We start from the raw sequence: 12,326 nt of genomic DNA, 5'->3' as shown, positions 1-12,326 counted from the left end.
GGCAAAATCCACTCAATCAGCGGTGAGCACCGCCTCGATCCGGTTCCCGGCCTGGGCCTTCTCCAGCTTGATCGCGACAAACTTGGACGTCGGCGTGTAAGTCCCCTCGCCATAACTCTCCAGCGGCACCAGCGGGTTGGTCTCGGGGTAATACGCCGCCGCCTGCCCATCCGGAATGTCGTAGGGCACAAGACGGAAGCCCGACACCCGCCGCTCGACGCCGTCCTCCCACAACGACACCAGGTCCACCTGCTCGCCCGGCTCGAAGCCCAGGCGGCGGATGTCCGCCTCGCTGACGAACACCACTTCACGCAGGCCGAATACCCCGCGATAACGGTCATCCAGGCCGTACAGCGTGGTGTTGTACTGGTCGTGCGAACGCAGGGTCTGCAGGATCAGGTCCGGCTTGTCGCCGCGCGCCAGCACCTTGGCGTTGACCAGCTCGGCCGGTAGCGCATGAGGCATGAAGCGTGCCTTGCCGGTGGCCGTGCGGAAGTTGCGATCAGCCGCATGGTTGCCCAGGTGGAAACCGCCCGGGTGCTGGAGGCGCTCATTGAAGTTGGCGAAGCCTGGGATAACGTCGGCGATCATGCTGCGAATGCGGCTGTAGTCGGCAACCGCGTACTCCCAGTCGATCGGCTGGTTGCCCAAGGTGGCCTTGGCCATGCCGGCGATGATCCACGGCTCCGAACGCATGTGCGGCGAGCGCGGGCGCAGCTGGCCATTGGAAAGATGCACCATGCTGAAGGTGTCCTCCACGGTCACGCCTTGCGGCCCCTGGGCTTGCATGTCGATCTCGGTACGGCCCAGGCACGGCAGGATCAGCGCATCGCGCCCGGTGACCAGGTGCGAACGGTTGAGCTTGGTGGAGATCTGCACCGTCAACGCACAGTTGCGCAGCGCCGCGTGGGTACGCGGGGTATCCGGCGTAGCTTGGGCAAAGTTGCCGCCCAAGGCGATGAACACCTTGGCCAGCCCCTCTTCCATGGCCTTGATCGCCAGCACTGCGTTGTGCCCGTGGGCACGCGGCACACGGAACTTGAAGCGTTTTTCAATGGCATCGAGCAGCGCCGCCTTGGGCTTCTCGTCGATGCCCATGGTGCGGTCGCCCTGCACGTTGCTGTGGCCACGCACCGGCGACAGGCCGGCACCGGGTTTGCCGACGTTGCCGCGCAGCAGCTGCAGGTTGACGATTTCCTGCACGGTCGGCACCGAATGGCGATGCTGGGTGACGCCCATGGCCCAGCACATGATCACGCGCTCGGCCTTTCGGCACATGCGCGCAGCCAGCTCGATCTCGGCCAGGGTCAGGCCCGACTGCGTGACGATGTGCTCCCACGAGGTGGCATCCACCGCCGCCAGGTAGTCGTCCAGGCCACTGGTGTGTGCGGCGATGAAGGCATGGTCGAACACCGCCGGCTCGCCGTTGGCCTGGGCCTCACGCTCCCACTGCAAGAGGAACTTGGCGATACCGCGCATGGCCGCCATGTCGCCGCCCAGGGCCGGGCGGAAGTAGGCACTGGTGGTCGGCTCGGAGCCGTTGCTGAGCATCTCGAACGGGTGCTGTGGGTGCTGGAAGCGCTCCAGGCCACGCTCCTTGAGCGGGTTGAAACACACCACCTGGGCGCCGCGCTTGACCGCCTCGCGCAGCGGTTCGAGCATGCGCGGGTGGTTGGTGCCGGGGTTCTGGCCGATGACGAAGATCGCGTCGGCCAGCTCCAGGTCGTGGAACACCACGGTGCCCTTGCCCACCCCGAGGGTTTCCGACATGCCGGTGCCGCTGGCTTCGTGGCACATGTTCGAGCAGTCAGGGAAGTTGTTGGTGCCGTAGGCACGGACGAACAGCTGGTAGAGGAACGCTGCCTCGTTGCTGGCCCGGCCCGAGGTATAGAACTCGGCCTGGTCGGCCGAGTCGAGCGCGTGCAGATGCCGGGCGATCAGCTCGAAGGCTTCTTGCCAGCTGGTTTCGACATAGTGGTCGGTGGCCGCGTCGTAGCGCATCGGGTGGGTCAGGCGGCCTTGATACTCGAGCCAGTAGTCGGTCTGCTCGAGCAACGCGCTGACGCTGTACCGGGCGAAGAACGCCGGGTCCACCGAGCGGCCGGTAGCTTCCCAGTTCACTGCCTTGGCGCCGTTCTCGCAGAACTTGACCATGTCGCCTTCCGGCGACTCGCCCCAGGCACAGCCCGGGCAGTCGAAGCCACCGTTCTGGTTGGTCTTGAGCATGGCCCGCAGGTTCTTGAAGGCGTTGTCGCTACCCAGCCAGCTCTTGGTCACGCTCTTCAGCGCGCCCCAGCCGGCGGCAGGGCCCTTGTAGTCCCTGATGTGTTGGTCCTGGCTCATGCGGTCAAATCCTCACGCGGCATGGAAATGTTCACCGAATCGATCTGCCCGGTGTTTTTTCCAGCCTATGGAGCCCGCCCCAGAGCCGTCCAATCGAAATACCTTACGGCACGATAAGCGCTCTCGATCATGCCCCTCAACCCTTGCCGCGCTTGGCCTGCAGCCGTGATAGAGGGCATTGATCAAGCAGTCAGGGAAAGCGATTTGACGGGGCTGGCCACAGGCTATAGCTTGGATCCTGTAGCCCCCATTTCCTTTCGAGCGCCAACGTGGAACAGAACAGCCGGGCCCTGATCGACGGCTTCAACCGGAAAATCGACTACCTGCGGATGTCGGTCACAGACCGCTGCGACTTCCGTTGCGTCTACTGCATGGCCGAAGACATGCAATTCCTGCCGCGCCAGCAGATCCTCAGCCTGGAAGAACTGTTCCAGGTCGCCGAGCGCTTCGTCGCCCTCGGCACCCGCAAGATCCGCCTGACCGGTGGCGAGCCGTTGGTACGCCAGGGCATCGTCGACCTGTGCGGGCGCATTGCCGCCCTGCCCGGCCTACGCGAACTGTGCATGACCAGCAACGGCTCACAGCTCGGGCGCCTGGCCCAGCCGCTGTTCGACGCTGGCGTCACCCGCCTGAACATCAGCCTCGACAGCCTTGACGCCGAGCGCTTCAAGCAGCTTACCCGTACCGGCGACCTCCACCAGGTGATCGCCGGCATCGACGCGGCACGCCAGGCCGGCTTCCGCCGCACCAAACTCAATTGCGTGGTGCTCAAGGGCCGCAACGACCACGAGCTGGTCGACCTGGTGCGCTTTGCCATCGACCGCGAGCTGGACATCACCTTCATCGAAGAGATGCCGCTGGGGGAGATAAACGAACATGAACGCGGCGAGTCGTTCTGCTCCAGCGATGAAGTGCGTGAGCGCCTGGCCGAGCACTTCACCCTGATCGAATCCACCGAATCTTCCCAGGGCCCGGCGCGCTACTGGCGCCTGGCCGAAGCCGCCAATACCCGGGTCGGCTTCATTTCGCCGCACAGCCACAACTTCTGCGCCACCTGCAACCGCGTGCGCCTGACAGTCGAGGGCCGCCTGCTGCTGTGCCTGGGCAACGAACACTCGATGGACCTCAAGCAGGTACTGCGCGCCCACCCCGGCGATGCGGCACGGCTGGAGAAGGCCATCCGCGACTCACTGCACCTCAAACCCTACCGCCATCACTTCGAAGTCGGTGGCGAGGTGCAGATCCTGCGCTTCATGAACATGACCGGCGGCTGATCGGCCGCCTCTGGATTTCCATGATCGTCCACCCCCGCCCCGATGTGCTGCGCGTGCTGTTCACCCTCAAGGGGTCGATCGTCAAGCGCATTGCCCTGCGCTGCCTGATGGTCACCTTGCTGGCCGCGCTGATCGTGCTGGTCGAGCGGCACTTTCCGGCGTTCTTCTACCCGGTCAGCGCCACGCCATTCACCTTGCTGGGCCTGTCGCTGTCGATCTTCATGAGCTTTCGCAACAACGCCTGCTACGACCGCTGGTGGGAGGGGCGCAAGGCCTGGGGCAAGCTGATCATCGAAACCCGCTCGTTCATACGCGAGAGCTTGGTGATCGCTGACGAAAAACTGCGCGCCGAGCTGCTGCGCAGCCTGTGCGGGTTTGCCCATGGGCTGAATGCGCGGTTGCGTAACGAAAACGAAGTGAACGCCACCCGCCCATGGCTCAACGAGGCTACCCCGGTGGCCGCGCACAATGTGTGCGATGGCATCCTGCGCGATATCGGCATGCACTGTTCACGGCTGGCTGAGCAAGGGCAGATCAGCGAATGGCGCTACACCCTGCTGGAGCAGCGCCTGGCCGGGCTGACCGAGGTGCAGGCCACCTGCGAGCGGATCAAGGGCTCGCCGCTGCCGTTCCCCTATACCTTGCTGCTGCACCGCACCATCTACATCTTCTGCCTGCTGCTGCCGTTCGCCCTGGCCGAGCCGCTGGGCTGGCTGGCGCCGCTGTTCACCACCATCGTCGGGTACACCTTCTTCGGCCTGGATGCGATCGGCAACGAGCTGGAGGACCCGTTCGGGCGCGATGAGAACGACCTGCCGATGGATGCCATGGTGCGCACGGTGGAGCGGGATGTGCTGGGGGCCTTGGGCGTCGAGCCGCTGCCACCGGTGTTGCTGCCTGTGGATTATGTACTGAGCTGACCGCGGCTTTCGCAGGCATCGATAGGCTTCAGGTGCTTCACAAAGTTACAGGGCCGATGCCGCGCATCCAGCTGCTCCACCAGGATGCCTTCCCAGGCCGTCCGACAAGCGCCGGTCGAGCCAGGCAGGCAGCACACCAGCGTGCCGTTGGAAACCCCCGCCAGCGCCCTGCTCTGCACGGTCGAGCTGCCGATATCGAGAATGGACAAGGCGCGGAACAGCTCACCAAAGCCATCGACGGTCCGATCCAGCAGGCACTGCACCGCCTCCGGCGTGCTGTCACGCCCAGTAAAGCCGGTGCCACCCGTGATCAGCACCACCTGCACGTCGTCATCGGCAATCCAGCTCGCTACCTGGGCGCGGATCTTGTACAGGTCATCCTTGAGCAGCGCCCGCGCCACCAGGCGATGGCCGACCTCCACCGAGCGGCTGGCCAGCAGCTCGCCGGAGGTGTCGTTGGCGTAGGTACGGGTGTCGCTGACGGTCAGCACAGCGATATTCAGCGGTATGAAAACCGCATCGGGTTGAACACGCACGGTGAAGCTCCTTGAATGGCATTGCGTCACGCTAGAGACAAGCCCGACAAGCGTCCAATCGAAATGGCGAACCGGCCGATCAATGACATCTATCGCAGACGTGGGTTAAGGTCTGCACAACCAGACGCCAGGCACTTCCATGGACATCAAGCAGCTCAAGTTCCTCATCGCCCTCGACCAGACCCGCCACTTCGGCCAGGCTGCGGCGCTGTGCCATATCACCCAGCCGACCCTGTCCATGCGCCTGCGCAACCTGGAGGACGAACTGGACCTGGTACTGGTCAAGCGCGGCCAGCGCTTCGAGGGCTTCACCGAAGCGGGCGAACGCATCCTGGCCTGGGCCCGCACCCTGCTCGCCGCCCATGACGGCCTGCAGGCCGAGGCCGCCAGTTGCCGTGGCCAGGTGGTCGGCAGCCTGCGCCTGGGCACCGTGCCGCTGGCCAGCTTCAACCCCATGCACCTGCTGCTGCCGCTGCGCGAGAAGTACCCCGAGCTGCAATTCCAGCTCAGCTCGCACAGCACCGAGCAGATCATGGACGGCCTGAGCCGCAACCAGCTCGACCTGGGCATCTGCTACCTCGACCAGGTCAACGCCAACTTCTTCGAAGTGATCGAACTGGGCACCACCACCATGGGCCTGCTGTTCGACACCCAGCACTTCCAGTTCGATACCGACAGCCTGCGCTGGGACGAGCTCGGCGACATTCCCCTGGGCCTGCTGAGCAAAGGCATGCACTACCGCCAGTCACTGGACCTGAGCTTGCGCAGCCGTGGCCTCGAGCCCAATGCCGTGCTGGAAAGCGACTCGACCTTCCAGCTGGTGCAGGCCATCAACACCGGCGTGTGCTGTGCGATCATGCCGCTGGGCTGCGGCCTGGAAGACCTCAGCGAACACATGCGCATCATCCCCATCGCCGACGCCAGCATCCACAGCCCGGTCGGCCTGCTGCTGCGCCGCAGCGAGCCGCGTTCGGCAATTGCCGAGCAGTGCTTCGACGAAGCGAAGCTGCTGTTTCAACCCCGCTGATCCGCCGTTGCCTGGCGATATTGCCGGGGCGTGAAGCCGGTCAGCTGCTTGAACTGGCGGCTGAAGGCGCTGTGGTCGGTGTAACCGCAGCGCAGCGCTACTTCGGTGATCGGCAAATCAGAGTGCAGCAGCCGGTGGGCGTGCTCCAGGCGTGCCTTGTGGATCATCTGCCGCGGCGTGAGGTGGAACACCCGCTTGCAGTAACGCTCCAGTTGCGCCACGGAAATCCCGGCGATGCGGGTCAACTCATGCATGCTGATCGGCTGGTGGAAATGCTGGCGGATGTGCTCGTCCACGGCAGCCAGGCGCCGGTAGGCGGGGTGAGTGTCGGCGGCTGACTGCAGGTCGACGGAAATGCCCACCAGGCCGATGATCTCGCCGGCCGGGTTGCGCAGCGGGCGCTTGTGGGTCAGGCACCAGCCCGGTTCACGGCTGCCGTACAGGTGCAGTTCGAGCTGGTCTTCCAGCACCAGCCCATCCTTGAGCACGCGGCGGTCCTGCTCGGTGTAGCCAGGGCCCAGTTGCGCCGGGAACACTTCGGCACTGGTCTTGCCCAGCAGCGGCTGCAGGCGCTTGAGGCCGCAGCGCTGGACCAGGGTGGTGTTGGCCAGCACGTAGCGGGCGGCCGGGTCCTTGATGAAGATCGCCGCGTTGGGGATGGCGTCGAGGATCGGCAGCAGCAGCGACACTCCGGCCAACAGGGCTTCGAGGGTGGCCGGGCGGTGCTGGTCGAGAGACTGGTACAGGGTGGTCAGGTTCGAGCGTGTCATCTGTTCTCTACAGCCCTTATGCAGCGTGGCTTCCAGCCTACCCATCGACCCTGCACAGTCACCAGCACTTTTTTTAATTGTGCCGATTTCGTCATTCACCCTGCAGAAAACCATCAAGAACCCCGGCCCCGTTCGGGTCCACTCTATGCCCCACGCAAGCCGCCCAAGACCTACAAGAGCGCGGCCGTAAAAAGCCGCATCACGTGACATCAGACCTGCCTATCCAAAACCTACAAAAAGGCGCACCCATGTCAGGCAAATTCAAGAAACAGCTGTCATTGCTCGACCTCACCTTCATCGGCCTCGGCGCCATCTTCGGCTCCGGCTGGCTGTTCGCCGCCAGCCATGTCTCGGCCATCGCCGGCCCGGCCGGTATCCTCTCCTGGTTCCTCGGCGGTTTCGCCGTGCTGCTGCTGGGTATCGTCTACTGCGAACTTGGCGCCGCCCTGCCGCGAGCCGGTGGCGTGGTGCGCTACCCGGTGTACTCGCACGGCCCGCTGCTCGGCTACCTGATGGGCTTCATCACGCTGATCGCCTTCTCCAGCCTGATCGCCATCGAAGTGGTCGCCTCGCGCCAGTACGCTGCGGCCTGGTTCCCCGGGCTGACCAAGGCCGGCTCCAGCGACCCGACGGTGCTCGGCTGGCTGGTGCAGTTCGCCTTGCTGGGGCTGTTCTTCTTCCTCAACTACCGCAGCGTGAAGACCTTCGCCAAGGCCAACAACCTGGTCAGCGTGTTCAAGTTCATCGTGCCGCTGCTGGTGATCGGCGTGCTGTTCAGCTTCTTCAAGCCGCAGAACTTCGAGGTCCAGGGCTTCGCCCCGTTCGGCCTGTCTGGCGTGGAAATGGCGGTGTCGGCCGGTGGCATCATCTTCGCCTACCTGGGGCTGACGCCGATCATCTCGGTGGCCAGCGAGGTGAGGAACCCGCAGCGCACCATCCCGATCGCGCTGATCCTCTCGGTGCTGCTGTCCACCGCGATCTACGCCCTGCTGCAACTGGCCTTCCTCGGCAGCGTGCCGACCGAAATGCTGAGCAACGGCTGGGCCGCAGTGACCAAGGAACTGGCCCTGCCCTACCGTGACATCGCCCTGGCCCTGGGCGTTGGCTGGCTGGCCTATCTGGTGGTGGCCGATGCGGTGATCTCGCCCAGCGGCTGCGGCAACATCTACATGAACGCCACCCCACGCGTGGTCTATGGCTGGGCGCAGACCGGCACCTTCTTCAAGTACTTCACCCGCATCGACGCCGAGTCCGGTATCCCACGCCCGGCACTGTGGCTGACCTTCGGCCTGTCGGTGTTCTGGACCCTGCCATTCCCCTCCTGGGAAGCGCTGATCAACGTGGTGTCCGCCGCCCTGGTGCTGAGCTACGCCGTGGCCCCGGTCACCGTCGCCGCCCTGCGCCGCAATGCGCCGAACATGCCACGCCCATTCCGGGTCAAGGGCATGGGCGTGCTCGGCCCGCTGTCGTTCATCATCGCTGCACTGATCGTCTACTGGTCGGGCTGGAGCACCGTGTCGTGGCTGCTGGCCCTGCAGATCGTGATGTTCGTGCTGTACCTGCTGTGCGGCCGCTTCGTCCCCACCCAGCACCTGTCGCTGGCCCAGCAAGTACGTTCGTCGGCCTGGCTGATCGGCTTCTACGCCGTGACCATCCTGCTGTCCTGGCTGGGTAGCTTCGGCGGACTGGGTGTGCTCGGCCACCCGTTCGACACCGTGGCCGTGGCCGCCTGCGCCCTGGGCATCTACTACTGGGGCGCGGCCACCGGCGTGCCGGCTCACCTGGTGCACCTGGAAGGCGACGACGAAAGTGAAGCCAGCGCTGAAACCTATACCGGCCGCCCCGCCGCCGTCGCCTCCTGATCCTTCAAGCAATGGACAAGCCCATGAAACAGATTCACGTCATCGACTCGCATACCGGCGGCGAACCGACCCGCCTGGTGATGAAAGGCTTCCCGCAGCTGCAGGGGCGCAGCATGGCCGAGCAGCGCGACGAACTGCGCGAGCTGCACGATCAATGGCGCCGTGCCTGCCTGCTGGAGCCACGCGGCAACGATGTGCTGGTCGGCGCGCTGTATTGCCCACCGGTGTCGGCCGATGCCACCTGCGGGGTGATCTTCTTCAACAACGCCGGCTACCTGAACATGTGCGGCCACGGCACCATCGGCCTGGTCGCCTCGCTGCAGCACCTGGGCCTGATCGAGCCGGGCGTGCACAAGATCGACACCCCGGTCGGCCAGGTCAGCGCCACCCTGCATGAAGACGGCGCGGTTACCGTCGGCAACGTGCCGTCCTACCGCTACCGCCAGCAGGTGGCGGTGGAGGTGCCCGGGCATGGCGTGGTGCGCGGCGACATCGCCTGGGGCGGCAACTGGTTCTTCCTGGTCTCCGAACACGGCCAGCGCATCGAACTGGACAACCGCGAAGCCCTCACCGAGTACACCTGGGCCATGCTCAAGGCCCTCGAAGCCCAGGGCATCACCGGCGAAAACGGCGCGCCGATCGACCATGTCGAGCTGTTTGCCGACGACGCCAATGCCGACAGCCGCAACTTCGTCATGTGCCCCGGCAAGGCCTACGACCGCTCGCCCTGCGGCACCGGCACCAGCGCCAAGCTGGCGTGCCTTGCCGCCGACGGCAAGCTTGAAGCAGGCCAGACCTGGGTGCAGGCCAGCATCACCGGCAGCCAGTTCCACGGCCGCTACGAGCGCGACGGCGAGCGCATTCGCCCGTTCATCACCGGCCGCGCCTACATGACCGCCGACAGCACCCTGCTGATCGACGAACAGGATCCATTCGCCTGGGGCATCTGAACCCGGCTTTTTAAACAACTGAATATCGCCAGGAGTGACAACAATGACTGACAACATCTTCACCGGCACCATGCCTGCCCTGATGACCCCGTGCACCGCCGAGCGCAAGCCGGACTTTGACGCCTTGGTGCGCAAGGGCCGCGAACTGATCGAGGCCGGCATGAGCGCCGTGGTCTACTGCGGCTCGATGGGCGACTGGCCGCTGCTGACCGAAGCCGAGCGCCAGGAGGGCGTGGCCCGCCTGGTGGCCGCCGGCATCCCGACCATTGTCGGCACCGGTGCGGTGAACACCCGTGAAGCCGTGGCCCATGCGGCACACGCGGCCAAGGTCGGTGCCGCTGGCCTGATGGTCATTCCGCGCGTGCTCAGCCGCGGTGCTTCGCTGATCGCCCAGAAGCACCACTTCTCGGCCATTCTCGCCGCTGCGCCGAAGCTGCCGGCGGTGATCTACAACAGCCCCTACTACGGCTTTGCCACCCGCGCCGACCTGTTCTTCGAACTGCGCCGTGAATTCCCTAACCTGATCGGCTTCAAGGAATTCGGCGGTGGCGCCGACCTGCGCTACGCCGCCGAGCACATCACCTCCCAGGATAACGACGTGACCCTGATGGTCGGCGTCGACACCCAGGTGGTGCATGGCTTCGTCAACTGCGCCGCCACCGGCGCCATCACCGGCATCGGCAACGCCCTGCCACGTGAAGTGCTGCAACTGGTGAGCCTGAGCAAGCAGGCCGCCAAGGGCGACGCCAAGGCCCGCCGCCTGGCACGTGAACTGGAAGCGGCGCTGGCGGTGCTGTCGTCGTTCGATGAAGGCTGCGACCTGGTGCTGTACTACAAGCACCTGATGGTGCTCAACGGCGACACCGAATACAGCCTGCACTTCAACGAAACCGACGTGCTGACCGATGCCCAGCGCAACTACGCCGAGCAGCAGTACGCGCTGTTCCGCAAGTGGTACGCCAACTGGTCGGCCGAGCAGAACCTGGCCTGATCCCAAGACGCACCGCGGCCCCTGTAGGGGTGCGGTGCACCTTGATACTGAATTCAATTTCAAAGGACGCCCCATGACCCTGACAGGCAACCTGCTGATCGGCCAATCTGCCGTACCCGGCAGCCGCGACGCGATCCGCGCCATCGACCCGGCCACCAACCAGGCCCTCGAACCCGCCTACGCCGGCGGCACCGGCGAACACGTGGCCCAGGCCTGCGCACTGGCTTGGGCGGCGTTCGACGGTTACCGCGAAACCTCGCTGGAACAACGCGCCCATTTCCTCGAAACCATCGCCAGCGAAATCGAAGCGCTCGGCGATGCCCTGATCGACCGCGCCGTGGCCGAAAGCGGCCTACCGAAGGCGCGCATCCAGGGCGAACGTGGCCGCACTTGCACGCAGCTGCGCACCTTCGCCCGGGTGGTCCACAGCGGTGAATGGCTGGATGTGCGGGTCGACAACGCCCTGCCCGAACGCCAGCCGCTGCCCCGCGCCGACCTGCGCCAACGCCAGGTGGCCCTGGGCCCGGTGGCGGTGTTCGGCGCCAGCAACTTCCCCCTGGCCTTCTCGGTAGCTGGCGGCGACACCGCCTCGGCGCTGGCCGCCGGTTGCCCGGTAGTGGTCAAGGCCCACGCCGCGCACCCCGGCACCAGCGAACTGGTCGGCCAGGCCGTGGCCCGCGCAGTCAAACATTGCGGCCTGCCCGAAGGCGTGTTCTCGCTGCTGTACGGCTCCGGCCGTGAAGTCGGCATCGCCCTGGTCAGCGACCCGCGCATCAAGGCAGTCGGTTTCACCGGTTCGCGCAGCGGTGGCATGGCCCTGTGCCAGGCAGCCCAGGCCCGCCCTGAGCCGATTCCGGTGTACGCCGAGATGAGCTCGATCAACCCGGTGTTCCTCTTCGACGCCGCCTTGCAGGCCCGTGGCGAAACACTGGCGCAAGCCTTCGTTGCCTCACTGACCCAGGGCGCCGGGCAATTCTGCACCAACCCCGGGCTGGTCATCGCCCGCCAGGGGCCAGCGCTGCAGCGCTTCATCGCGGCTGCCAGCGAGCATGTACGCCAGGCCGCCGCGCAGACCATGCTCACGCCAGGTATTGCCAGCGCCTATGCCGCTGGCGTCGGCGCCCTGGCCAACAACACCAACGCTACGGTTGCCGCCAGCGGCCTGGCACAACAAGGGCCGAACCAGTGCCAGGCGCAGCTGTTCGTGACCCAGGCCGAAGCGTTTCTCAGCGACCCGGCATTGCAGGCCGAAGTGTTCGGTGCCGCTTCGCTGGTGGTGGCCTGCACCAGCGATGAGCAGGTCCGCCAGGTGGCCGAACACCTCGAAGGCCAGTTGACCGCCACGCTGCAACTGGACGCTGCCGACATCGACACTGCCCGCGCCCTGCTGCCAACCCTGGAGCGCAAGGCCGGGCGCATTCTGGTCAACGGCTGGCCGACCGGTGTCGAGGTGTGCGACGCGATGGTCCACGGCGGGCCGTTCCCGGCCACCTCCGATGCCCGCACCACCTCGGTGGGTACCGCGGCGATCCTGCGCTTCCTGCGCCCGGTGTGCTACCAGGACTTCCCCGATGCCCTGCTGCCGCAGGCGCTCAAGCACGGCAACCCGCTGCAACTGCGGCGCTTGCTCGACGGCAAACGGGAAGGGTGAGC

The 12,326-nt window shown here is 65.6% G+C and carries 10 protein-coding genes; 7 read left to right on the top strand and 3 right to left on the bottom strand.

Going from position 1 to position 12,326, the window contains the following annotated elements; all coding sequences use genetic code 11:
- Positions 1 to 12: 12 nt before the first annotated feature.
- Positions 13 to 2,343: an FdhF/YdeP family oxidoreductase gene (locus tag ABE528_RS13515; RefSeq protein ID WP_346653232.1), complete on the bottom strand. Its 2,331-nt coding sequence runs from the start codon at positions 2,341 to 2,343 to the stop codon at positions 13 to 15.
- 269 nt (positions 2,344 to 2,612) lie between these two features.
- Here ABE528_RS13515 and moaA point away from each other — a divergent pair, with 269 nt between their 5' ends.
- Positions 2,613 to 3,617 carry a GTP 3',8-cyclase MoaA gene (gene moaA / locus ABE528_RS13510; protein ID WP_346653231.1) on the top strand — a complete coding sequence of 335 codons (1,005 nt, stop codon included), beginning with the start codon at positions 2,613 to 2,615 and terminating at the stop codon, positions 3,615 to 3,617.
- Between the two features lie 20 nt (positions 3,618 to 3,637).
- Positions 3,638 to 4,537 (top strand): bestrophin family protein, encoded by a 900-nt coding sequence (locus ABE528_RS13505; protein ID WP_346653230.1) that lies wholly within the window; start codon positions 3,638 to 3,640, stop codon positions 4,535 to 4,537.
- Here ABE528_RS13505 and moaB read toward each other — a convergent pair.
- Positions 4,522 to 5,073 (bottom strand): molybdenum cofactor biosynthesis protein B, encoded by a 552-nt coding sequence (gene moaB, locus ABE528_RS13500; protein ID WP_346653229.1) that lies wholly within the window; start codon positions 5,071 to 5,073, stop codon positions 4,522 to 4,524. The two genes, ABE528_RS13505 and moaB, sit on opposite strands and share 16 nt — an antisense overlap.
- 139 nt (positions 5,074 to 5,212) lie before the next feature.
- Here moaB and ABE528_RS13495 point away from each other — a divergent pair, with 139 nt between their 5' ends.
- On the top strand, positions 5,213 to 6,100 hold the full coding sequence (locus tag ABE528_RS13495) for a LysR family transcriptional regulator (protein ID WP_346653228.1): 888 nt from the start codon (positions 5,213 to 5,215) through the stop codon (positions 6,098 to 6,100).
- Here ABE528_RS13495 and ABE528_RS13490 read toward each other — a convergent pair.
- The gene (locus ABE528_RS13490; RefSeq protein ID WP_346653227.1) at positions 6,088 to 6,870 is read right to left on the bottom strand and encodes an AraC family transcriptional regulator; all 783 of its coding nucleotides are present in this window, start codon (positions 6,868 to 6,870) and stop codon (positions 6,088 to 6,090) included. The genes ABE528_RS13495 and ABE528_RS13490 overlap by 13 nt on opposite strands.
- A gap of 248 nt (positions 6,871 to 7,118) precedes the next feature.
- Here ABE528_RS13490 and ABE528_RS13485 point away from each other — a divergent pair, with 248 nt between their 5' ends.
- The 4 genes from ABE528_RS13485 (at position 7,119) to ABE528_RS13470 (ending at position 12,324) form a co-directional block, all read left to right on the top strand.
- The gene (locus ABE528_RS13485) at positions 7,119 to 8,732 is read left to right on the top strand and encodes an APC family permease (protein WP_346653226.1); all 1,614 of its coding nucleotides are present in this window, start codon (positions 7,119 to 7,121) and stop codon (positions 8,730 to 8,732) included.
- 23 nt (positions 8,733 to 8,755) lie between these two features.
- Positions 8,756 to 9,682, top strand: a complete 927-nt coding sequence (locus ABE528_RS13480) for a 4-hydroxyproline epimerase (protein ID WP_152954016.1) — start codon at positions 8,756 to 8,758, stop codon at positions 9,680 to 9,682.
- Between the two features lie 43 nt (positions 9,683 to 9,725).
- Entirely contained in the window at positions 9,726 to 10,673 is a 948-nt protein-coding gene (locus tag ABE528_RS13475) for a dihydrodipicolinate synthase family protein (RefSeq protein ID WP_152954017.1), read from the top strand.
- Positions 10,674 to 10,746: 73 nt separating this feature from the next.
- On the top strand, positions 10,747 to 12,324 hold the full coding sequence (locus tag ABE528_RS13470) for an aldehyde dehydrogenase (NADP(+)) (RefSeq protein ID WP_346653225.1): 1,578 nt from the start codon (positions 10,747 to 10,749) through the stop codon (positions 12,322 to 12,324).
- The last annotated feature ends 2 nt before the right edge of the window (positions 12,325 to 12,326 follow it).

The sequence above is a fragment of the Pseudomonas sp. TWI628 genome (assembly GCF_039673865.1).
Classification (GTDB): domain Bacteria; phylum Pseudomonadota; class Gammaproteobacteria; order Pseudomonadales; family Pseudomonadaceae; genus Aquipseudomonas.
The sequence above is the reverse complement of the archived record's forward strand: the minus strand, read 5'-3'. Positions and strand labels throughout refer to the sequence as shown.